This window comes from Streptomyces sp. NBC_00207 (assembly GCF_045160965.1).
Classification (GTDB): Bacteria; Actinomycetota; Actinomycetes; order Streptomycetales; family Streptomycetaceae; genus Streptomyces.
Genome location: NZ_CP130715.1, coordinates 3928173 through 3951863 on the forward strand (window position 1 = coordinate 3928173; position 23691 = coordinate 3951863).

At 73.0% G+C, this 23691-nt stretch carries 13 protein-coding genes; 8 read left to right on the top strand and 5 right to left on the bottom strand.

The window, feature by feature from the left end; all coding sequences use genetic code 11:
• Positions 1–77 precede the first annotated feature (77 nt).
• Entirely contained in the window at positions 78–1187 is a 1110-nt protein-coding gene (gene prfB / locus OG472_RS18760; protein WP_383567959.1) for a peptide chain release factor 2, read from the bottom strand.
• 316 nt (positions 1188–1503) lie between these two features.
• Between prfB and OG472_RS18765 the strand changes: the two genes are divergently transcribed.
• Complete coding sequence (locus OG472_RS18765) at positions 1504–2505, top strand: isopenicillin N synthase family dioxygenase (protein WP_405830356.1); 1002 nt, start codon at positions 1504–1506, stop codon at positions 2503–2505.
• A gap of 353 nt (positions 2506–2858) precedes the next feature.
• Here the strand turns inward: OG472_RS18765 and OG472_RS18770 are convergent, their stop codons facing one another.
• On the bottom strand, positions 2859–4106 hold the full coding sequence (locus OG472_RS18770) for a serine/threonine-protein kinase (protein WP_401602375.1): 1248 nt from the start codon (positions 4104–4106) through the stop codon (positions 2859–2861).
• Between the two features lie 159 nt (positions 4107–4265).
• Positions 4266–6044, bottom strand: coding sequence for a protein kinase domain-containing protein (locus tag OG472_RS18775; protein WP_405830358.1), 1779 nt, complete (start codon positions 6042–6044; stop codon positions 4266–4268).
• 459 nt (positions 6045–6503) lie between these two features.
• Between OG472_RS18775 and OG472_RS18780 the strand changes: the two genes are divergently transcribed.
• The 5 genes from OG472_RS18780 (at position 6504) to OG472_RS18800 (ending at position 15696) form a co-directional block, all read left to right on the top strand.
• On the top strand, positions 6504–9620 hold the full coding sequence (locus tag OG472_RS18780) for an FHA domain-containing protein (RefSeq protein ID WP_405941772.1): 3117 nt from the start codon (positions 6504–6506) through the stop codon (positions 9618–9620).
• 98 nt (positions 9621–9718) lie between these two features.
• Positions 9719–11080, top strand: a complete 1362-nt coding sequence (locus OG472_RS18785; protein WP_405941773.1) for an ABC transporter substrate-binding protein — start codon at positions 9719–9721, stop codon at positions 11078–11080.
• A 34-nt stretch (positions 11081–11114) separates the two neighbouring features.
• Complete coding sequence (locus OG472_RS18790; protein WP_405943194.1) at positions 11115–12407, top strand: carbohydrate ABC transporter permease; 1293 nt, start codon at positions 11115–11117, stop codon at positions 12405–12407.
• Positions 12404–13297, top strand: coding sequence for a carbohydrate ABC transporter permease (locus OG472_RS18795; protein ID WP_401602382.1), 894 nt, complete (start codon positions 12404–12406; stop codon positions 13295–13297). The genes OG472_RS18790 and OG472_RS18795 overlap by 4 nt, the downstream gene beginning before the upstream one ends.
• Positions 13298–13431: 134 nt before the next feature.
• Positions 13432–15696, top strand: a complete 2265-nt coding sequence (locus OG472_RS18800) for a CDP-glycerol glycerophosphotransferase family protein (RefSeq protein WP_405830366.1) — start codon at positions 13432–13434, stop codon at positions 15694–15696.
• Positions 15697–15864: 168 nt separating this feature from the next.
• Here OG472_RS18800 and OG472_RS18805 read toward each other — a convergent pair whose 3' ends face one another.
• Entirely contained in the window at positions 15865–16512 is a 648-nt protein-coding gene (locus OG472_RS18805; RefSeq protein ID WP_405830368.1) for a TetR/AcrR family transcriptional regulator, read from the bottom strand.
• A 134-nt stretch (positions 16513–16646) separates the two neighbouring features.
• Between OG472_RS18805 and OG472_RS18810 the strand changes: the two genes are divergently transcribed.
• Both OG472_RS18810 and OG472_RS18815 read left to right on the top strand, forming a co-directional pair.
• Positions 16647–17555 carry an ABC transporter permease gene (locus OG472_RS18810; RefSeq protein ID WP_401602388.1) on the top strand — a complete coding sequence of 303 codons (909 nt, stop codon included), beginning with the start codon at positions 16647–16649 and terminating at the stop codon, positions 17553–17555.
• Positions 17548–18321: an ABC transporter ATP-binding protein gene (locus OG472_RS18815; protein WP_405830371.1), complete on the top strand. Its 774-nt coding sequence runs from the start codon at positions 17548–17550 to the stop codon at positions 18319–18321. The genes OG472_RS18810 and OG472_RS18815 overlap by 8 nt, the downstream gene beginning before the upstream one ends.
• Positions 18322–18477: 156 nt before the next feature.
• Here the strand turns inward: OG472_RS18815 and OG472_RS18820 are convergent, their stop codons facing one another.
• A complete protein-coding gene (locus OG472_RS18820) occupies positions 18478–23457 on the bottom strand; it encodes an NAD-glutamate dehydrogenase (protein WP_405830372.1) in 4980 nt (1659 codons plus the stop codon).
• Between the last annotated feature and the right edge of the window lie 234 nt (positions 23458–23691).

The window sequence follows — 23691 nt, forward strand, 5'->3', positions numbered from 1 at the left end:
GTACCGATCACCGCACAGGACGAGGGCCCGGACATCGGTGATGTCCGGGCCCTCGTCCGTGTCTGTCGGGTTACCCGCTACGCGGTCTGCTCCTGCTGCTTGCGCCAGCGGATCCCGGCCTCCAGGAAGCCGTCGATCTCGCCGTCGAGCACCGCCTGCGGGTTGCCGACCTCGAACTCCGTCCGCAGGTCCTTGACCATCTGGTACGGGTGCAGGACGTAGGAGCGCATCTGGTTGCCCCAGGAGCTGCCGCCGTCCTTGAGGGCGTCCATCTTGTCCTTCTCCTCCTGGCGGCGCCGCTCGAGCAGCTTGGCCTGGAGGACGTTCATGGCGCTGGCCTTGTTCTGGATCTGCGAGCGCTCGTTCTGGCACGAGACCACGATGCCGGTCGGGATGTGCGTGATGCGCACCGCCGAGTCGGTGGTGTTGACGCCCTGGCCGCCGGGGCCGGAGGCGCGGTACACGTCGACGCGCAGCTCGGCCTCGTCGATCTCCACGTGGTCGCTGGTCTCGACGACCGGGAGCACCTCGACGCCCGCGAAGGAGGTCTGGCGGCGGCCCTGGTTGTCGAAGGGCGAGATCCGGACGAGGCGGTGGGTGCCCTGCTCGACGGAGAGGGTGCCGTAGGCGTACGGGGCCTTGACGACGAAGGTGGTCGACTTGATGCCGGCCTCTTCCGCGTACGAGGTCTCGTAGATCTCGGTGGAGTAGCCGTGCCGCTCGGCCCAGCGCAGGTACATGCGCTGGAGGCGCTCGGCGAAGTCGGAGGCGTCGACGCCGCCGGCCTCGGCACGGATGTTGACCAGGGCCTCGCGCTCGGCGTACTCGCCGGAGAGCAGGGTCCGGACCTCCATCTCGTCCAGCGCCTTGCGCACGGAGACCAGCTCCGCCTCGGCCTCGGCGAGGGTTTCGGCGTCGTCCATCTCCTGGGCGAGGTCGAACAGCACCGCGAGGTCGTCGATGCGCCCGCGCAGGGCCTCGGTCTTGCGAACCTCGGCCTGGAGGTGCGAAAGCTTGCTCGTGATCTTCTGGGCGGCCTCCGGGTCGTCCCACAGGGACGGCGCAGCGGCCTGCTCCTCGAGCACGGCGATATCTGCCCTCAGCTTGTCGAGGTCCAGGACGGCCTCGATCGACCCCATGGTCGAGGAGAGGGACTTCAGCTCTTCGGAAACATCGACGACTGCCACGGGTCCAGCGTAGCCGGTCCCCGGACAACGCCGTCCGGGCAGGCCGGATCGCCCGTACTGATGACGGCCCGCACGGGCGTACGCTCACGGTATGACCGTTCTCCTCGTCAAGCGCCGCCATGTCGACCACATGCGTGTCACGACGACGAGCTGTCTGCCGCCGGACCGTACCCAAGCCTGATCCACCCCGATCCGACTTGGTCCTGTACGCGGCTCACGCGGTCCCGGCACCACCTCTGTCGGCGACCCACCTCCACCCGCGGCCCCCACCACCTCTGGGGAACAGGACCCCGTGACATCCCGAAACGGAGCCGTCATGCCGTCCGCGCACACTCTCCCCGTCCTGGACCTTTCCCAGGCCGACGACCCGGCCCAGCGGGCCGACTTCCTGAAGCAGCTGCACGCAGCGGCCAGGGACACCGGTTTCCTGCACCTGACCGGGCACGGCGTCACCGCCGCCGAGAGCGCCCGCATCCTGGAGCTGACCAGGGCTTTCTTCGCCCTCCCGGAGGCCGACCGGCTCGCCGTGAGCAACCTGAACTCCCCGCACTTCCGCGGCTACACCCGGATCGGCCACGAGCTGACCGGCGGGGCCTCCGACTGGCGGGACCAGCTGGACGTGGGCGCGGAGCGCCCGGCTCCGGAGGTGGGGCCGGACGACCCGGCCTACCTGTGGCTGGAGGGCCCGAACCAGTGGCCCGCCGCGCTCCCGGAGCTCCGTACGGTGGTCCTGGACTGGCAGTCCCGCCTCGCGGCCGTGGCCCACCGGCTGCTCCGGGAGCTCCTCACCTCGATCGGCGCCCCGGCGGACTTCTTCGACGAGGCCTTCGCGGACCGCCCGCACCTGCACACCAAGCTGATCCGCTACCCCGGATCCGCCCCGTCCGGCGCGGACCAGGGGGTCGGAGCGCACAAGGACTACGGCTTCCTGACCCTGCTCCTGCAGGACTCGGTGGGAGGCCTGCAGGTCGTGCGCGACGGCGGCTACCTCGACGTCCCGCCGCTGCCGGGGGCGTTCGTGGTCAACCTGGGCGAGCTGCTGGAGATCGCGACGGAGGGCTACCTGACGGCGACGGACCACCGGGTGGTGAGCCCGCCGGGGGCGGTGGAGCGGTATTCGGTGCCGTTCTTCTACAACCCGCGGCTGGACGCGGTCGTGGAGACCGTCCCGGGCGACTACCTCGCGTCGGCCCCCGGGGTCGCCCACGACGCGTCGAACCCGCTGCACGCCGAGTACGGGCGCAACGAGCTGAAGGGCTGGGTCCGGGCCCACCCCGCCGTGGCACGACGCTGGCACCCGGAACTCGTCACGGCGTAGCCGTACCCGGCGGGGCGAGAGCGGGCTCGGCAACGCTGCACGGGGCCTGCCGGGCCCTGCCCGTGCCCGCGCCTCAATCGCCGGCGCGGCTCAAAGATCCGGGGCTCCGCCCCGTCCCCCGCTCCTCAAACGCCGGAGGGGCTGGATTTTGGCCCATGCCGTCCGTTCGGCGCGGCTGGATTGCCCGGAGGGCAATTTCAGCCTCGCCGGCGTTCGAGGCGCGGGGTTCGGGGCGGAGCCCCGGTCTTTTCAGCCTCGCCGGCGCTTTGAGGCGCGGGGGCTCGGGGGCGGAGCCCCGGTCTTGAAGCCTCGCCGGCGTTTGAGGCGCAGAGCCCTGTGGGCAGCCCGCAGGGCTACGGCTTGCGGGGCACCGACTGCTTGCTGTCCTGGGGTGGGGGCTCGTCGCCCCCGGAGAAGGCCAGCCAGCCGCCCAGGCCGACGGCCGCGGCCAGCGCCACGGCCGACACGGACAGCACCAGCCGCCGCTTGCGGGCGGCCTCCGCCCGGTGCCGGGCGGAGCCGGGCCGGTGGCCGCCGGCCGGACGCGGGACCCGCGCCGTGCCCAGCGCCCCGCCCGCCAGCTCGTCCGGCCCCGGCACCCGCATCGAGGTGTGGGTGTCCCGGTTGGAGTCCGTCGCGGTGCCGGGGACGAGCGGGACCACGCCCCGGCGGCGGACCGGGTCCGCGGCCGGCTCGTCCGAGGGCTCGGGGTCCGGATCCGCGTCGTCCGGTTCGTCCACGTCCAGCGGCGGCATCCCGGCCAGCAGCGGCAGGAGGTCCCGCAGCCGCACCGAGAGCTCCGACGCCCGCAGCCGCGAGGCCGGGGCCTTCGCCAGGCACTGCACGATCAGCTGCCACAGCTCGTCGGGGATCCCCGGCAGCGGGACGACCGTCTCCGTGACGTGCCGGCGCAGCACCGCGCCCGGGTGGCCCCCGCCGAAGGGGGTGAAGCCGGCCAGGAGCTCGTACAGGACGGTGGCCAGGGCGTATATGTCCACGGCCGCCCGCGGGGGCAGGCCCTCGACGATCTCCGGCGCCAGGTAGTCCGGCGTGCCGATGATCCGGGTGGTGGGGGCCGAGGCCCGGCCCGCGGAGGCCCGCCGCGGGGTGTCGATCAGCTTGGCCACGCCGAAGTCGGTCAGCAGCGCCGGGTGCGAACCGCCCGGGCCGAGCGGCCCCTGCATGTCCAGCAGCACGTTCTCGGGCTTGACGTCGCGGTGGACGACGCCCGCCGCGTGCGCGGCGGCCAGCGCGTCGGCGACGTCCGCGACGATCGCCACGGCCGCCTCGGGGGCGAGCCGCCGCTCCCGGTCGAGCCGTGTGCGCAGGTCCGTACCGCGGACGAGGTCCATGACGAGGGCGAGGTCGTTGCCGTCCACGACGAGGTCACGGACGGAGACCACGTGCGGATGGTCCAGGCCGAGCAGCGCGCTGCGCTCCTGGACGAAGCGTCCGACCAGCTCCTGGTCGGACGCGAGGTCCTCGCGCAGCAGTTTGACGGCGACGGGCCCGTCAGGCCCCTCGCCCAGCCACACCGTGCCCGCGCTGCCGCGCCCCAGGATCTGGTGCGCGGTGTACCGGCTGCCGATCTTCCGTGCCACGACTGCTCCCTCAGCGGCTGGCGTACGCACCAAAGCTACGCGGCCGGGTGGGCGTTGGAGGCCAGCAGGGGCCCGGATTCGCGGCGACCTCGGCTTCTGCGGGTGAAATCACCCCTCAGAAGTCGACAAATCTACGAAGTCGGCGCTACGGGCCTCGCTTCAGGACTTGGTGGAGCCCGAGGAGGCGGAGCCCGCGGAGTCGCCGACCGTGCTCACCCAGTCGACGATGCGGGTGCCCCAGCTCCACAGCTGGTCCCACCAGCCCAGGCCGGTGCCGACCCACTCCTGGAGCGGGGTGAGCTCCCAGACCAGCCAGCCCGCCACGAAGAACAGCAGGATGACGACCAGGCAGCCCTTGAGGCAGCCGAGGCCGGGGATCCGCACCGGGTTGGCGCTGCGGCGGCGCGGCTCGCGGGGCTCCCGGGGAGCCGGGCTCTGCGGGGGCTGCTGCTGCGGCGGAGGCTGGGGCTGGCGGTACTGCGGCTGCTGAGGCGGCTGCTGGTACTGCTGAGGCTGGCGCTGCTGCTGCGGCTGGTAGTGCTGCGGCGGCGGAGGCGGCGCGTACTGCTGCTGGGGCGGCTGCTGCGGCTGGCGGTACTGGGGCTGCTGCGGCTGCTGGTACTGCTGCTGGGGCGGCGGGCCCTGCCGGTACGGCTGCTGCGGCTGCTGTTGCTGCGGCCGGTGCTGCGGCGGCGGGGGCGCCTGCCGCTGCGGGCGGCGCCGCAGGGGGTCCTCGTTCGGGTCCAGGTACTGGACCTGCGTCTGCTCGTTGCGGTCGCGGGCGGCCTGCATCTGCGACTGCCACGGGTGCGGCTGGTCCGGCCGCTGCACGGGGGGCATCACCGAGGTCGGGTCGGCCCCGGGAGCCCCGGTGCTCGGCAGCACCGAGGTGGCGTCGGCCGCGCCGACCGGCGGCATGACGCTGGTCATGGCGTTCGGGTCGTAGGCCCCGGCGGGCGAACCGGCGCCGGAGGGCAGCACCTGGGTGGGGTCGGCGGCGCCCGGGGTCACGGGGACCGGCGCCGGCGAGGGGTCGGGGGCGAGCATCGCGCCCACTCCGAGCGCGGCCTCCACCTCGGCGGCCGAGGAGTGCACGCCGATGCCGGCGGCGACCACGCGCAGGCCGCGGGCCAGGCTCACGGCGCTGGGGCGCTCGTTCGGCTCCTTGCGCAGGCAGCGCTCGACGACCGTCCACAGCGGCTCGGGCACGGTCGAGGGGCGCTGCGGCTCCTCGCTGAGGTGCCGGTGGAGCACTTCGAGCGCCGTGCCGCCGGCGAACGGCGGCCGGCCGGTGAGCAGCTCGTAGAGGAGGATGCCGGCGCCGTAGATGTCGACGGCGGAGGTCTGCGGGCGGCCTTCGGCGGACTCGGGCGCGACGTAGGCCGGGGTGCCGACGAACTCGTGGGTGCGGGTCAGGCCCGGGGAGTCCGCGAGGCGGGCGATGCCGAAGTCGGTGAGCATCGGCTTCATCTGGCCGCCGCGCTCGTCGAGCAGGACGTTGGCGGGCTTCAGGTCGCGGTGGACCACGCCGTCGGCGTGGCTGGCGGCGAGCGCGTCGGCGATCTGGGCGGTCAGCAGGCTCGCGGCGACCGGGGTGAAGGGACCGTTCTCGCGGAGGTACTTGTGCAGGTCCGGACCGTCGATCAGGTCCATGACCAGGGCGAGCAGATCGCCCTCGACGACGAGGTCGCGGGTGCGCACGATGTTGGGGTGGGTCAGGCGCAGCAGGACCGACCGCTCGCGCAGGAAGCGCATGACGATGTCGGGGTCCTGGGCCAGCTCCTCCTTGAGGACCTTGATGGCCACGGTCTCGCCGGGCTGTCCGGCGACGGCCGCCTCCGCGCCGGCGGCCTCCCTCTGGCGGGCACGCCAGACAGTGCCCGTGGCGCCGCGCCCGAGCGGCTCCTCGAGCAGGTATTTGCTGCCGACTGGCCGCACGTCTCGCGCTCCCCTGCTGTCGTCTGTTCGTGGTCGAGTCGTGGTCGAGTTGTCGTCGATCCGCGGATTGGTTTTCCGGCCCACTCTAGGGGGTGTCCCCCGGGAAGACGCCGGTCGTCGGAGGTTGGTTGCCGCACATATGTACGGAGGGTGATGTTCGCGGGGTATGCCCGTGGCGTTTTTCCCTGTCTTTCCCCCGCTCGCCGTCCGTATCCGGTCGAGGTCCGCGCCGGGCTGCGACCGATCAAGATCATTTGTTGGTGGGTGCCGGGCGTGTTGTCCGCGACAGGTGCGAGGATGCACACGTACGGAACGGCACGGGACGGGAGCCCCGCCTTCCGGCAGACCTGACCGGACGACGCGTCCGTGCCGGGTGGGGGGCGATCGGGCAGCCATGTCCCGAACTTCCCCTGCCGGGCGCACACACCGCGCACCGCGCAGAAGGGACCGCTGACGGCGATGCAGATCCGGCTGACCGTCCTTGGGTCGCGCAGCGGCCACCAGACCGCGACCGCCCCCGCGAGCTGTGACGTGCTCGTCACGGCACCGGCCGGCACCGCGCTGGCCGCGGTCGCCTCCGGGCTCGCGGCGACCGTCGGCGGGCCCGACACCGGCGGCACGGTCGTGCTCTACGCCGGTTCCGAGCGCCTCGACCTCCAGCGGCGGGTGCTGGGCGAGCCGCCGCTCGTGGACGGCGCGGTACTGGCCCTGCACGGGCCCGTGCCGGACGTGCTGCCCGAGGACGGCCTCGGCGCACCCCAGCTGCACGTCGTCGCCGGACCCGACGCGGGCGGCGTGCACCTGCTGCACAGCGGCCAGATCCGGGTGGGCCGCTCCGCCGACGCCGACGTCCCGCTGGACGACCCCGACGTGTCCCGGCTGCACTGCGCGGTCACGGTGATCCGCGACGGGCGGGTCGCGGTGGCCGACCTGGACTCGACCAACGGCACCACCCTCGACGGCTCCCCCGTGGGCGCCCAGCCGGTCGCCCTGCCGCCGGGGGCGCTGCTGCGGGTCGGCGAGTCCACGCTGCGGCTCGCGCCCGCGGGCGCGACGCCCGCGCTCGCGGTGACCCCGGACCAGGAGGGCCACCTCTCCGTGCCGCCCCCGGCGGGCGCCGCCGGCTGGTCGGGCGCCTCCGGCGCCCCGGCCGGCGCGGCCGCCACCGCGCCGCCCGCACCGCATCCCGGGGCCCCCGGCGCGGGCCCGACGGGCGCCCCCGGCCCGGCGCCGGACGCCTCCGCCGCGGCCGGACGGGTCACGGGACCGGCCGGCGCGGCCGGGTGGGCCGGTTCCGACGGAACGCAGGACGCCTCGGGCGGAGCCGGACGGGCGGGCTCCGGTCCGGCCGGGGCCGGCGCGCCCCCGGGGCCGCGCCCCGGAACCCCCGCCGGACCGCCGGACGCCCACGGCGCCGCCGGATGGTCGGCTCCCGGCGGCACCTCCGGAGGCGGAGCCTCCGCCGGACGCCGCAAGGGGCTCGGGGCCTGGGCCCGCAAATGGGTGCGCGGCGAGGACCTCGCCGAGGCGGCGCCGCAGGCGGCGCCCACCACCCCCGACCCCGACCCGGACGACCCGGCCGCGCTGCTGCTGGCCGCCATGGGACCCACCGAGCGCCTGTGGTCCCGTACGCCCGGGCGGCCCGGTCACGCCAGGCTGCTGGAGGTGGGGCTCGGCGCCGGGAGCCGGGTGTCGCTGCCGGCCGTCGGCGGCCTCGGCATCGCCGGCCCGCGGGCCCGGCTGACCGGGACCGCCCGCTGGGCCGTCGCACAACTGGCGGGACTGCACGCGCCCGGGCAGCTGGAGATCGTGCTCGTCTCCACCGACCGGACCCGCGGCCTCGCCGAGCGGCGGCGCGACTGGGGCTGGCTCGGCTGGCTGCCCCACGTACGGCCCGCGCACGGCCAGGACTGCCGGCTCCTCCTCGCGTACGACCGCGACCAGGCCGCCGCCCGCACCGGTGAGCTGACCCGGCGCCTGGACGACGGCCCGCTGGGCACGCACTGGGCCGCCGCCGGTCCCGAGCGGGTCCGGCAGGCCGCCGACGCCTACGCGGGCCCGTACACGCTCGTCGTCCTCGACGGCGATCCCGGGGCGGGTCCGCTGCGCGACATCACCGGGCGGCTCGCCTCGCACGGCCCGGCCGCCGGGATCCACGTGCTCGCGCTCGCCGAGGCCCCGGCCGCCACCGCCGCCTCGCCGGTCGCCGACACGTACGAGGCCGCGTGCGCGGGCAACCCCGCCTTCCGGGACTGCGGCGCGGTCGCCCTGCTCAGCGGGGACGTGGCCACGGCCGTACGGACCTTCGCGGTCAGCGGCGGCCGGCCGGCCCCGTCCGGGGGCACCGCCACCGCCGACGCCGTCTCCGCCGCTTGGGCCGAGCGCTTCGCCCGGGCGCTGGCGCCCCTGCGCACCACCGACGGCTGCTCCGCCGCCCCGTACCGGCCGTCCGCCGCCACCCTGCCCGCGACCGCCCGGCTGCTGGACGAGCTGGGGCTGGCCCGGGCCACCCCGGCCTCCCTGATGGCTCGCTGGGCCGCCGCCACCGACCAGGGGCAGGGCACGGGCGGTCTCGCCGAGATCGTGCTGGGCAGCGGCCGGCGCGGCCCCGTCGGCACCGAGCTGGTCCACGACGGCCCGCACCTGATCATCGAGGGGCCGGCCGGGAGCGGGCGCACGGAGCTGCTGCGCTCGGTGGCCGCATCGCTGTCCGCGGCCGCCCGGCCCGACCGGCTCGGGCTGGTCCTCCTCGACGGGGCCGGCGGCGAACGCGGTGACGGGCTGCTGCCCTGCACCGAGCTCCCGCACGTCTCCGCCCACCTGGTCGCCTCCGATCCGGTGCGCATGCGCGAGTTCGCGCAGGCGCTGGGCGCGGAGCTCAAGCGCCGGGCCGAGCTGCTGGAGGGGGTGCCGTTCGCCGAGTGGCACGCCCAGCACGAGGTCTCCGACCGGCTGGTCTCACCCCGCCAGCCCACCCAGGGCGAGCTGCGCGGCGACCTCGACCCGCAGCGCACGGGAACGCTCCGGCTCCGCGCGTCGACGACCCGCACGGGCCCGGCCGGCCCGAGCCCGCTGCCCCGCCTGGTGGTGCTGGTGGACGACCTCGACGCGCTGGTCGCGCCGGGCCTGGGCAGTACGGGCCGGCCTGCCGCCGGCTCGGTGGTGCGGGCACTGGAGGCGGTGGCCCGCGAGGGCGCCCGGCTCGGCGTGCACCTGGTGGCGACCACCGCCCGCCCGGACCGTACGGCCGAGACGGGGCTGGCCCGGCTGACCACCCTGCGCGTGGAGCTCGACGCCCCCGACCAGCCGGGCCCCGGCCGCGGCCTGCTCCGGCACGCGGACGGCCGCACGATCCCGTTCCAGGCCGGCCGGGTCACCGGCCGGATCCCGCGGACGGCGACCCTGAGGCCGACCGTGGTCCCGGTGGAGTGGGAGCGGATGGGTGATCCGCCTGCCCGCCGTCCGGTGCGCGAACTGGGCAACGGGCCGACCGACCTCGCGCTGCTGGCCAGCGCCCTGGACCGGGCCTCTCACCTGGTCTCGGCGATACCCGTGCTGTTCCCGCCGGGTCCCTGAGGACCACCCGTGCCCCCCGCGAGGCGGTATTGCGGGGGCGCGCGGGTCGGCGTAGACCTTGTGGTCCGGGACACACCACGGGCATCGGGGGCAGAACCATGCGCAGGCACGGAACGAGCCGCACGACACTCACCTGGACGGCGCTCGCCGCGGCGGGCGCGCTCGCGCTGAGCGCCTGCGGCGGCGACACGGACGCGAAGACGGACCCGCCGAAGGCCGCGGGACCGACCGGGCCGCAGGTGGAGTTACCGAAGCTCGACGGGGAGAAGCTGGAGGTCTCGGCCGTCTGGACCGGCCCCGAGCAGGCGAACTTCACCAAGGTCCTGAAGGAGTTCGAGAAGCGGACGGGGGCCACCGTGACCTTCGTCCCGGCCCAGGACCCGATCGTCACCTTCCTCGGTACGAAGATCGCGGGCGGCGCCCCGCCGGACGTCGCGCTGCTCCCGCAGGTCGGGGCGCTGGTCTCGGCCGTCCAGAACAAGTGGGCGCAGCCGGTGGGCCCGGAGGCCCAGGCGCAGCTGGACAAGAACTACTCGGCGGGCTGGAAGTCGCTCGGCGCGGTCGGCGGCACCCAGTACGGCGTGTACTACAAGGCCGCCAACAAGTCGTTGATCTGGTACAACGCGAAGGCCTTCGAGGCGGCCGGGGTCAAGCCCCCGAAGACCTGGAAGGAGCTGATCACGGCCGCCGACACGCTGTCCGCCTCCGGTACGCCGGCCGTCTCGGTGGCGGGCGCGGACGGCTGGACCCTCACCGACTGGTTCGAGAACATCTACCTCTCCCAGGCGGGCCCGGAGAAGTACGACCAGCTGGCCAAGCACCAGATCAAGTGGACGGACGACAGCGTCAAGCAGGCGCTGACCACGCTCGGCGAACTGTTCGGGCGCAAGGACTTCCTGGCGGGCGGGCCGAGCGGGGCGCTGGCCACGGAATTCCCGAAGTCGGTGACGCAGACCTTCACCGGCGGCGACCGGCCGGCGGCGGCGATGGTCTTCGAGGGCGACTTCGTGGCGGTGAACATCGCGCAGACGGAGGCGAAGGTGGGCGAGGACGCCCTCGTCTTCCCCTTCCCGGCGGTCGGCGGGAACGCGCCGGTGGTCTCGGGCGGTGACGTGGCGGTCGCGCTGAAGCCGTCGAAGGGCGCGCAGGCGCTGCTGACCTTCCTGGCCTCGCCGGACGCGGCGGAGATCCAGGCCCGCGAGGGCGGTTTCGTCTCCCCGAACAAGGCGGTGGACCCGGCCGCCTATCCGAACGACATCCAGCGGAACATCGCCAAGGCGCTGATCGCGGCGGGCGACGACTTCCGCTTCGACATGTCGGACCAGGCCCCGGCGGCCTTCGGCGGGACCCCGGGCGCGGGCGAGTGGAAGGCGCTCCAGGACTTCCTGGCGAACCCGTCGGACGTGGCGGGGACCCAGGCGAAACTGGAGGCGGACGCGGCCAAGGCCTACGGGAACTGATCCCGTGAAGGCCCCGGTCAAGGCCTCCCGGGGGCTGTCCGCGGAGGCCAGGCGCCGCCGGCTGGTCGCGGCGGCGTTCCTCCTGCCCGCCCTCGTGCTGCTCGGCGCGCTCGTCGTACACCCGATCGGCTACTCGGTCTACCGCAGCTTCTTCGACCGGTCGGGCGGCGTGTTCGTCGGCGGCGACAACTACCGGGAGATCCTGAGCGACGACACCATCCGCACCGCGCTGAAGAACACCGCGCTGTGGGTGGTGCTCGCCCCGACCACGGCCACCGCCCTCGGTCTGATCTTCGCGGTGCTCACCGAACGGGTGCGCTGGGGCACTGCGTTCAAACTGCTGGTGTTCATGCCGATGGCGATCTCGATGCTGGCGGCGGGCATCATCTTCCGGCTCGTCTACGACCACGATCCCGACCGGGGCGTCGCCAACGCGGTCTGGGTCGGGGTCCACGACACCTTCGCTGAGTCCTCGGCCTTCCCCAAGGCCCGCCCGGGCCGGGACTCCCCGCTCACCGACGCCGGCGGGGGCGCCTTCGTGACCCGCGACCCCGTCCGCGCGGGCACCCCGGTGCTGCTGCCGCTGGTCGGCGTGGCCTCGGAGTCCCTGCCCGAGGGCGCGCGGACGGCCAGGGCGGCGGCCGCCGAGCCGGGGAAGGTCACCGGGACGGCCTGGCAGGACTTCACCCGCGGCGGGGGCGGCCGTACGAACGCGGTCGACCCGACCGAGTCGGCCTTCGCCGGGATGCGGATCGAGGCGGTCAAGGACGGCCGGGTGGTCGACACGGCCACGGCCCGCGCCGACGGCACCTTCACCCTGTCCGCGAAGGCCGACGGGGCGCAGCTGCGGCTGCCCGCCGCCAACTTCCGGGAGGCGTACGCCGGGGTGCAGTGGCTCGGCCCGGCCCTGGTCACCCCGGCGGTCATCGGGGCGTACGTATGGATGTGGGCCGGTTTCGCGATGGTGCTGATCGGGGCCGGGCTGGCCGCCGTACCGCGCGAGCTGCTGGAGGCGGCGCGGGTGGACGGGGCGAACGAGTGGCAGGTGTTCCGCCGGATCACCGTCCCGCTGCTGGCGCCGGTCCTGGCGGTCGTGCTCGTCACCCTCGTCATCAACGTCATGAAGATCTTCGACCTGGTCTTCGTGATCGCGCCGGGCGCGGTCCAGGACGACGCGAACGTGCTCGCGCTGCAGTTGTACCGGACCTCTTTCGGCACCGACGCCGATCCGGGCCTGGGCAGTGCCATCGCCGTGCTGCTGCTGGTGCTGGTGATCCCGGTGATGCTCGTGAACATACGCAGGCTCCGCAAGGAGGGATCCCGATGAGTTCGTCCAAGCCCGAACGGACCGGGAGCACCGCGGGGGCCGGGCGAGCCGCGGGCCGGCTGGCCGCGCGGGCCGCGGGCGGGGCGCTGCGGGTGTTCCTGGTACTGGCCGCGCTCTTCTGGCTGCTGCCCACGCTCGGGCTGCTCATCTCCTCCTTCGTCTCCCCCACCGACCTCAACAAGGGCGGCTGGTGGCAGGTGCTGACGGCGCCCTCGCGGCTGACCGCCGGCAACTACGAGCGGCTCCTGGCGAACGACACCATCACCGGGTCCCTCCTGAACACGGTCGCGATCGCCGTGCCCGCCACCCTGCTCGTCCTGGTCCTGGGCGCGTTCGCCGGATACGCCTTCGCCTGGCTGGAGTTCCCCGGCCGGGACTGGCTCTTCCTGGTCGTCGTCGGGCTGCTCGTGGTCCCCGTACAGGTGGCGCTGATCCCGGTCTCCGAACTCTTCGGCTCCATCGGGCTGTTCGAGACCACGGCGGGAGTGGTCCTCTTCCACACCGCCTTCGGACTGCCCTTCGCCGTGTTCCTGCTGCGGAACTTCTTCGCGGAGATCCCGCGCGAGCTGCTGGAGGCGGCCCGCCTCGACGGGGCGGGTGAACTGCGGCTGTTCACACGGGTGGTGCTGCCGCTCGGCGGGCCGGCGATCGCCTCGCTCGGCATCTTCCAGTTCCTGTGGGTGTGGAACGACATGCTCGTGGCGCTGGTCTTCGCGGACTCGGCGAACCCGCCGGTGACGGTCGCGCTGCAGCAGCAGGTGCGGCAGTTCGGGAACAACATCGACGTGCTGGCGCCGGGCGCGTTCCTGTCGATGGTGGTCCCGCTCGTCGTCTTCTTCGCGTTCCAGCGGCAGTTCGTCACGGGGGTGATGGCCGGCGCGATCAAGTGATTGACGTGCGGCGTTGACGCTCCGTAACCCGATTGCCACACCCTGCGTAACCCGATCGCCACGCCGGGGGTTCCTGGGGGCACCTGCCAGCGGTAGCTGGGGGAACCATGCCCGCGCCGACCCCTGGATGTGCCGTGCCCCGGTTCAGCGTCATCGTGCCCGCGTACAAGGTCCAGGCCTACCTCCAGGAGGGTCTGGACTCGGTCCTGACGCAGTCGTACCCGGATCTGGAGCTGATCGCGGTCGACGACGCCTCGCCCGACGCCTGCGGTTCGATCATCGACGAGTACGCGGCCCGTGACCCCCGGGTCACCGCCGTGCACCTGGCGCACAACCTGGGTCTGGGCCCGGCCCGCAACGCGGGCCTGGCCCGGGCCACCGGCGACTACCTGATCTTCCTCGACGGCGACGACACCCTCGCCCCCGGCGCCCTGCAGGCCATCACCGACCGGCTGAAGGCCACCGGCTCCCCCGACGTCCTGGTCTACGACTACGCGCGCGCCTTCTGGTCGGGCGAGCTGGTGCGCAACCGCCTCGCGCACCGGCTGTCCGAGGAGGGCCCGGCCAGCTTCCGGCTCGCCGACCGCCCGGCACTCCTGGCCATGCTGATGGTCGTGTGGAACAAGGCGTACCGCCGCGAGTACGTGGAGCGCGAGGGCCTCGAATTCCCGCCCGGCTTCTACGAGGACACCCCCTGGACCTACCCGGCACTGCTGGCCGCGGAGTCCGTCGCCGTCCTCGACCGGGTCTGCGTCCACTACCGCCAGCGGCGCACCGGCTCGATCCTGACCACCACCAGCCGCCGCCACCTCGACATCTTCGACCAGTACGACCGGGTCTTCGGCTACCTCGCCGGCCGCCCCGAGCTGGAGCGCTGGCGCCCCGCCGTGCACCGCCGGATGGCCGAGCACTTCTGCGCCCTGTACGCCGACCCGCGCCGCCTGCCGCGCGCCGGCCGGGCCGAGTTCTTCAGCCGGGCCTCCGCCCTGCTGCGCCGCTACCGGGCCCCGGGCGGCAGGTCCGCGCTGCCGCTGTCCCTGTCGCGGACCGACCGGGTCCGGCACACCTTGATGCGGCTGGGCACCCGGCGCACCTACCGGCTGCTGTCGGCGCTGCGCTCGGCCGGGCTGGCACTGGGCCGCGCGGCCTCGGCCCTGTGGCGGGGCCTGCGCGAAACGGCCCTGCGCCTGCACTACCGGGCCCAGCGGCTCCTCCCCCTGCGCCCGGAGCTGGCGGTCTTCTCCGCGTACTGGCACGGCGGCTACGCCTGCAACCCGGCGGCGATCGAGGCCAAACTGCGCGAACTGGCGCCGCGGATGCGGACGGCGTGGATCTGCGACCCGGCGCACGCCTCGACCCTGCCCCGGGAGACTACGGCGCTGCGCCCGGGCTCGGCGGCGTACTGGACCGCCCTGGCGCGGGCCACCTACCTGGTCACGAACGTCAACTTCGACCGCGCCCTGGTCAAGCGCCCCGGCCAGATCCTGGTCCAGACCCAGCACGGCACCCCGCTCAAGCGCGTCGGCCTCGACCTCCAGGACCGCCCGGCGGCCACCCCGACGACGGACTTCGCGGGCCTGCTGCGCGGCGCCGACCAGTGGGACTACCTGCTCTCCGCGAACCGGCACTCCACCCTGGTCTGGGAGAAGGCGGTCCCGTCCTCCTACACGACCCTCGAATACGGCTACCCGCGCAACGACGTCTTCCACCGGGCGAGCCGCGCCGACGTACTGGAACTGCGCGAACGCCTCGGCATCCCGGCGGGCTCCACGGCGATCCTGTACGCGCCCACCCACCGCGACTACCGGCGCAGCCGGCCGGAACACCTGGACTTCGAGCGGATCCTGCGCGACCTGGGCCCGCGCTTCACGATCCTGGCCCGCACCCACCTCACGTACGCGGACACCGACCGCGCCTGGGAGCCGCACCCGCGGCTGCTGGACGTCTCCTCCCACCCCTCGGTGGAGGAACTCTGCCTCGCCTCGGACGCTCTCGTCACGGACTACTCGTCCCTGATGTTCGACTACGCGGCGCTGGACCGGCCGATCGTGATCCACGCAGACGACTGGGAGGCGTACGAGGCGGCCCGGGGCACCTACTTCGACCTGCGGTCGTGCCCGCCGGGCGCGATCGCCCGGACCCAGGACGAGCTGGTGGACATCTTCACGACGGGCCACTGGCAGGGCTCGCGCTCCGCGCAACTGCGGGCGGCGTTCCGCGCGCGGTTCTGCTCGTACGACGACGGCCACGCGGCGGAACGGGTGGTCCGCCGGGTCTTCCTGGGCCAGACGGCCCCGATCCCGGCGATCACCCCCCTGGCAGACCGCCACCCCACCCCTCCGGCCCCGGCCGCCGCCCCGGCCCAGGAACCCACCCTGGCCCACCACCTCTGGCCGTAGCCCACCCGCGGGGGCTCCGCCCCCCGAACCCCCGCTCCTCAAACGCCGGAGGGGCTGAATTTCCCAGCCCCTCCGGGCACACATCCAGCCCCGCCGGGCCACATCCAGCCTCGCCGGCGTTTGAGGCGCGGGGTCTGGGGCGGAGCCCCAGGAGGCGGACCGCAGGGGTCAGGCGGCTCGCAGCCCGGCCACCACCGACCGCGCGAGCTCGTCCAGATACGCGCCGGGCACGGAGTCCCGTACGACCACCTGCCGCCAGTACAGCGGCCCGATCGCCAGATCGAGCGCCCGATCCGGGTCAACCCCCTCCGCCAGCTCGCCCCGCGCAACCGCCTCGCCCACGATCCCCGCGGCGAGCCGCCGCTGCCCCTCCAGCAACGCCCCCCGCACCGCGTCCGCGATCTCCGGGTTCCGCGCCGCCTCCACCAGCAGGTCGGGGATCACCGCCGACGCCACCGGGTGCCTCAGCACGTGGGACATGACCTCCAGCAGTGCCCGTACGTCCCCGTACAGCGACCCCGTCGCCGGCACCGGCAGGCCGTCCGCCGCGAAGGCCCCGACCAGGTCCAGCACCAGGTGCAGCTTCGACTTCCACCGCCGGTACACCGCGGTCTTGCCGACGCCCGCCCGCCGCGCGATGCCCTCGATGGACATCCGCGAGAACCCGACCGCGGCCAGTTCCTCCAGTACCGCGCCGCGGATCGCCTCGGTCACGTCCTCACGCAGGACGGCGGCCCCGGCGGGGGCCCGACGGGCGGGAGCAGCGGGCTCAGAGGCGGAGGAAGCGGAGGAAGCGGCGGCAGGGTCCTTGGTCATGCACAGAGCATAGCCGCGCCCCGTCACGACGATACGGTTGCGTTCCGACGCTCCACGCCCTAACCTCGCCGTAGCGACGATACGGACCCGTCCCATCGCCACCCGACGCACCGACCCCGTCGAAAGCGAACCCTGTGACCACCGCGACCGCATCCAAGACCGGTCCCGCGACCTCCGCGGAACTCTCCGACCTGGCCGCCGCCCACGGCCTCACCCTCAGCGGCGCCCGCCCCTCGCTCCCCCGCTACGTCGCGGAGCTCTGGGACCGCCGCCACTTCGTGGCCGCGTATGCCACGGCCCGCATGCAGGCCACGTACAGCACGGCCAAGCTCGGCCAGGTCTGGCACCTGGTGACCCCGCTGCTCAACGCGGCCGTCTACTACTTCGTCTTCGGCCTCGCGATGAAGGCCAGCAACGGGGTGCCGGACTACCTCCCCTTCCTGATCACCGGCGTCTTCGTCTGGGACTTCATCGGCAGCTCCGTCAACGCCGGCACCAGAGCCGTCCACAGCAACCTCGGCCTGGTCCGCGCCCTGCACTTCCCCCGCGCGAGCCTGCCCATCTCCACCGTCGTACAGCTCTTCCAGCAGCTGCTCGTCACCATGGGCGCCCTCGTCGTCCTGCTGCTCGCCTTCGGCCAGACGCCCGGACCTGCCTGGCTCCTGGCCGTCCCGACGCTCCTGCTGATGGCCGTCTTCGCCGCCGGCTGCGCCATGGTCATGGCGCGCATCGGCAGCAAGAGCCCGGACGTCAGCCAGCTGATGCCGTTCGTCCTGCGCACCTGGATGTACTCCTCGGGCGTCATGTGGTCCATCGAGCAGATCCACAAGACGGGCGATCTGCCGCACTGGGTGCTGACGATGCTCAGGCTCAACCCCGCGGCCGTCTACATCGACCTGATGCGCTTCGCACTGATCGACAGCTTCGAAGCACATGCGCTCCCGCACCACGTGTGGCCGATCGCCATCGGCTGGGCCCTGCTCGCCGGCGTCGGCGGCTTCGTCTACTTCTGGAAGGCAGAGGAGGAATACGGCCGTGGCTGACACCGGTGTCCGGACCCCCACCGTGATCGCGGACGGGGTCCACGTCATCTACAAGGTCCACGGCAGCGGAGGCCGCAAGGGCGGCGCCACCGCGGCCCTCAGCCGGATCTTCTCCCGCAAGCCGGCACCCGGCGTACGCGAGGTGCACGCCGTCAAGGGCGTCACCTTCACCGCCTACAAGGGCGAGGCCATCGGCCTCATCGGCTCCAACGGCTCGGGCAAGTCCACCCTGCTCGCCGCCATCGCCGGCCTCCAGCCGGTGGCCCGCGGCCGGATCTTCTCGCACGGCCAGCCGTCCCTGCTGGGCGTGAACGCCGCCCTGATGAACGACCTGACGGGCGAGCGCAACGTCGTGCTCGGCGGCCTCGCGATGGGCATGTCCAAGCAGCAGATCCACGAGCGCTACCAGGGCATCGTCGACTTCTCCGGCATCAACGAGAAGGGCGACTTCATCTCCCTGCCCATGCGGACGTACTCCTCCGGCATGGGCGCCCGCCTGCGGTTCTCCATCGCCGCCGCCAAGGACCACGACGTCCTCATGATCGACGAGGCCCTGGCCACCGGCGACGCCGCCTTCCAACGGCGCAGCCAGGCCCGCATCGAGCAGCTCCGCGAACAGGCCGGCACGGTCTTCCTCGTCAGCCACGGCATCAACACGGTCCGCGAGACCTGCGACCGTGCGATCTGGCTGGAGGCGGGCGTCATGCGCATGGACGGCCCGTCCGCCGAAGTCTGCGACGCGTACGAGGCCTTCACCCGCCGCTGAATACAGCCCCGCCGGCGCAACTCCAGCCCCGTCGGCCTTTGAGGCGCGGGGCTCTGGGGGCAGCGCCCCCGGCAACGGCGCCGCACCCTGAACCGCCAACGGGCCGGGCCCGGGACCAAGAGGTCCCGGGCCCGGCCCGTTCGGCAAACCGCCCGATCAGCTGTGCGCGCGCAGCAGCGACCGCATCGTCCGCATCGCCACCGACAGATTCGCCAGGTCGAAGTCGTCCGACCCGCGGATCTCGTCCAGGGTCGTCCGCGCCCGCCCGATGATCGCCGCGTTCTTCTCCTCCCACGCCTTGAAGCGCTCCTCGGGAGTCGAACTGCCGTTGCCCACCGACAGCACGTCGGCGGTCAGCGCCGCATGCGCCGCGAACAGGTCCTCGCGGATCGACGCACGGGCCATGGACTGCCAGCGGTCGGCCCGCGGCAGCTCGATGATCCGGTCCATCAGCTGGGTGATGTCCAGGCGGTCGGCGAGGTCGTAGTAGACCTCGGCGACGTCCAGGCAGCCGACACCCGTGCGGTCGGCGATCGCAACGATGTCGAGCGTCGGGAAGGCGGAGGAGAACCCGGCCACCTTGGCGGCCAGTTCCTCCGGGACGCCCTCGCCCGTCAGCTCGTCGAGGATCGACTGGTACCACTCGAGGTCCGCGCCGCGCACCAGCTTCGGCAGCTCCGCCCAGACCTGGCCGACCCGCTCCGCGAAGAAGGCGATGGTCTCGGAGATCTGCAGCGGCTGCGGCCGGTTGTTCAGCAGCCAGCGCGTACCGCGCTCGACCAGGCGCCGCGAGTGCAGCCGCACCCGGGTCTGGACGTCGGCGGCGACCTTGTTGTCGAGGGCCTCCACCTCGTCCCACACCTCGGCCAGGCCGAAGATCTCGCGGGCCGCGAGCTGCGCCCGGACGATCTCCTCCGTGGAGGCCCCGGTCTCCTCGCGCAGGCGGTGCAGGAAGGTCGAACCGCCGGTGTTGACGGTGTCGTTGACCAGGATGGTGGTGATGATCTCGCGGCGCAGCGCGTGCGCGTCGATCTGCTCGGTGAACTTCTCGCCCAGGGCGGCCGGGAAGTACGCGAAGAGCAGGCGGCGCAGGTACGGGTCGTCCGGCAGCCCGGTGGCGATGAGCTCGTCCGCCACCGTGATCTTGGTGTAGGCGAAGAGCACGGCCAGTTCCGGCTGGGTCAGGCCCTTGCCGCCACTCAGCAGTTCGCGGATCTGCCGGTCGGTGGGCAGGAACTCCAGCCCTCGGTCCAGCAGTCCGGCGTTCTCCAGGCGGCGCATGTAGCGCTGCTGGGCGTGGAGCAGGCTCGGGGCCTGGGCCGCGCCGTTGGCGAGCGCCGTGTTCTGCGCGTAGTTGTTGCGCAGGACGAGGTGACCCACCTCGTCGGTCATCTGGGCGAGCAGCTTGTTGCGCTGCTTGACGGTCATGTCGCCGTCCGCGACGACCGCGTTGAGCAGGATCTTGATGTTCACCTCGTGGTCGGAGGTGTCCACGCCCGCGCTGTTGTCGATGGCGTCGGTGTTGACCTTGCCGCCCTCGCCGCCGGCGCCGGTCCGGGCGAACTCGATGCGGCCGAGCTGGGTCAGACCCAGGTTGCCGCCCTCGCCGATGACCTTGGCGCGCACGTGGGAGCCGTTGACGCGGATCGAGTCGTTGGCCTTGTCGCCGACGTCGGCGTGCGTCTCGGCCGTCGCCTTGACGTACGTACCGATGCCGCCGTTCCACAGCAGGTCCACGGGGGCCTGGAGGATGGCCTGCATCAGGTCGGCGGGGGTCATCTTGGTGACGCCGGCCTCGATGCCGAGGGCCTCGCGGACGTGCGCGTTGACCGGGATGGACTTCGCGCTGCGCGGGTGGATGCCGCCGCCCGTGGAGAGCAGCGAGCTGTCGTAGTCGGCCCACGAGGAGCGCGGCAGCTCGAACAGGCGCCGGCGCTCGGCGTACGAGGTGGCCGCGTCCGGGGTCGGGTCGATGAAGATGTGCCGGTGGTCGAAGGCAGCGACCAGGCGGATGTGCTCGGAGAGCAGCATGCCGTTGCCGAAGACGTCACCGGACATGTCGCCGACGCCGACGACGGTGAAGTCCTGGGTCTGGGTGTCGTGGCCGAGCTCGCGGAAGTGCCGCTTGACGGACTCCCACGCGCCGCGGGCGGTGATGCCCATGCCCTTGTGGTCGTAGCCGGCCGAGCCGCCCGAGGCGAAGGCGTCGCCGAGCCAGAAGCCGTAGGACTCCGCCACGCCGTTGGCGATGTCGGAGAAGGTCGCGGTGCCCTTGTCGGCGGCGACGACGAGGTAGGTGTCGTCCTCGTCGTGGCGGACCACGCTCTTCGGGGGCACGACCTCGCCGGCGACCATGTTGTCGGTGATGTCGAGCAGCGCCGAGATGAAGATCTTGTACGAGGCGATGCCCTCGGCGAGCCAGGCGTCGCGGTCCACCGACGGGTCGGGGAGGTTCTTGGCGACGAAGCCGCCCTTGGCGCCGACCGGCACGATGACGGTGTTCTTGACCATCTGCGCCTTGACCAGGCCGAGGATCTCCGTACGGAAGTCCTCGCGGCGGTCGGACCAGCGCAGGCCGCCTCGGGCGACCTTGCCGAAGCGCAGGTGGACGCCCTCGACGCGCGGGGAGTACACCCAGATCTCGAAGGCCGGGCGGGGCGCGGGGAGATCGGGGATGGCCTGCGGGTCGAACTTCATCGACACGTAGGAGTGCTGCTCGCCCTCGCCGGTGGTCTGGAAGAAGTTGGTCCGCAGGGTCGCCTTGATGAGGGTGAGGAAGGCCCGCAGGATGCGGTCCTCGTCGAGCGAGGCGACCTGGTCCAGGGCCCCGTCCAGCTCCTCCAGCATGGCGTCGACGAGCTCGCTGCCGGCGGCCTGGCGGACGGGCGACATCCGGGCCTCGAAGAGCGAGACCAGCAGCCGGGTGGTGTGGACGTTGTTGCGGAGGGTGTCCTCCATGTAGTCCTGGCTGAAGGTGGAGCCGGCCTGGCGCAGGTACTTGGCGTACGCGCGCAGGACGACGGCCTGCCGCCAGGTGAGGCCGGCGCTCAGCACGAGGGTGTTGAAGTTGTCGTTCTCCGCGTCGCCCTGCCAGACCGCGGCGAAGGCGTCCTGGAAGCGCTCGCGGGCGTCGTCGCCGAGGTAGTTGGCCGCGGTGGCGTCGCCGTTCCCGGTGGGCAGCGGCATCCGCAGGCCGAAGTCGTAGATCCACGCACTGACCCGGTCGGAGCGGCGGAGCTCGTACGGGCGCTCGTCGGTGACCTCGACGCCGAGGCGCTGCAGCACCGGCAGGACCGCGGAGAGCGAGACCTGCTCGCCGGTGCGGAAGATCTTGAACCGGCGTTCGCCGGGGGCGGCGCCCACCGGCTCGTACAGCGAGAGCGCGAACTTCCGGTCGCTGGCGGCGAGCCGTTCCAGGTGGATCAGGTCGGCGACGGCGGCGCGCGGCGAGTGGTCGGCCTTGTAGCCCTCGGCGAAGGAGGTGCCGTAGCGGCGCAGCAGTTCCGCGGCGCGCTCCTCGCCGCACTCGGCGATCAGCGCTTCCTGGAAGCCGTCGGCCCAGGAGCGGGCGGCCTCGACGAGGCGGCTCTCGATGCGCTCGACGTCGGAGTCGGTCAGCGCGGGCAGCTCGGTGCCCTGCGGGACGCGGATGACGAAGTGGATGCGGGAGAGGATCGACTCGGTGTTCCAGGCGGTGAAGTCGACGCTGATGCCGCCGAGCTCCTCCCTCAGGATGTCCATCAGGCGTAGCCGGACGCCGGTGGTGAACCGGTCGCGGGGCAGGTAGACGAGGGCCGAGTAGTAGCGGCCGTACTCGTCCTGGCGCAGGTACAGCCGCAGCCGGCGGCGCTCCTGCAGGTACAGGACGGAGGTGACGATGGACTGGAGCTGGTCGACCGGGGTCTGGAACAGCTCGTCGCGCGGGTAGGTCTCCAGGATCTGCGTCAGGTCGCGGCCGTCGTGGCTGGACGGCGAGAAGCCGGCCCGGTCCAGGACCTCGGCGACCTTGCGGCGGACGACCGGGACGCGGCGCACGGACTCGGTGTACGCGGCGGAGGAGAACAGGCCGAGGAAGCGGCGCTCGCCGACGACGTTGCCGTCGGCGTCGAACTTCTTGACGCCCACGTAGTCCAGGTAGGAGGGGCGGTGCACCGTGGAGCGGCTGTTGGCCTTGGTCAGCACCAGCAGGCGGTGCTCGCGGGCCTTGGCGCGGGCGTCGGCCGGCAGCCGGTTGAAGGACGGCGAGACCGGGTGGCCGTCGTCCTTGCCGCTGTGGTGCGGGTCGGAGCGCAGGATGCCGAGGCCGGTGCCGGGCACGGCGGACAGGGCGTCGCCGTCGACAAGGTTGTACTCGCGGTAGCCGAGGAAGGTGAAGTGGTCGTCCGCGAGCCAGCGCAGCAGCTCACGGGCCTCTTCGAGCTCGTACTCGCGCAGGTCCGGGGCGGTGGGCTCCTCGGGCAGGCCTTCGGCGATGCGCAGCGCGGCGTCGCGCATCTTCTCCCAGTCCTCGACGGACTCGCGTACGTCGGACAGGACGCGCAGCAGGTCGACGTTGATCTGCTTGAGGTCGGCGCGGTCGGTCTCACGGTCGATCTCGACGTGGATCCAGGACTCGACGAGGGAGTCGTGGGGGCGCGAGGTGCGGGGGCCGTGCGCGTCGCAGTCCGGGCCGAGGATCTCGATCAGCTTGCCGGTGACGTCGCGGCGGACGACGACCTGCGGGTGGATCACGACGTGGATGCCGCGGCCCTGGCGGGACAGCTCGTTCGTCACGGAGTCCACGAGGAAGGGCATGTCGTCGGTGACCACCTCGACGACGGAGTGGCTGGAGGTCCAGCCGTTCTCCTCGACCGTGGGGGTGTGCACGCGCACGTTCGCGGTGCCCTGCGGCCGGTTCTCGGCGAGCCGGTAGTGGGAGAGCGCGGCTCCGAACACGTCGACCGGGTCCCGGTCCGTGAGGTCCTCGGGTGCCGTGTGCAGGTAGTAGCGCTGGAGGTAGGAGAGCACCGCGTCCTGGTCTGGACGCTCTCCCTGCTCGGACCCAGTCGGAAGTAGCCCCCCGGCCGGGCTGTGCTCAGCTACCCGGGCCGCCCGTGCAAGCAGCTCGGCCTTTGCTTCGTCCAGCTTGGTCTGCATGTCCTCTGGCTCCTGTCGCGCGCCATTGCGTGACGTAGGTGAAGGAATGAATGACATAGCTCCGCGAGGCGGGGTGTCCGTCCGGGATCGACGCTATGCCGTCGAGAGAGCCGACCGGGAGGGAATGAGCCAAGATCGGCTGGAGGTCCCGGTGGCGGGGATCAGCGAAGGCCCGGGCACGGTCGTGCGCCGGGCGCAGGCCGGAGGCTCCAGTGCCCCCGATGACTATCGCGC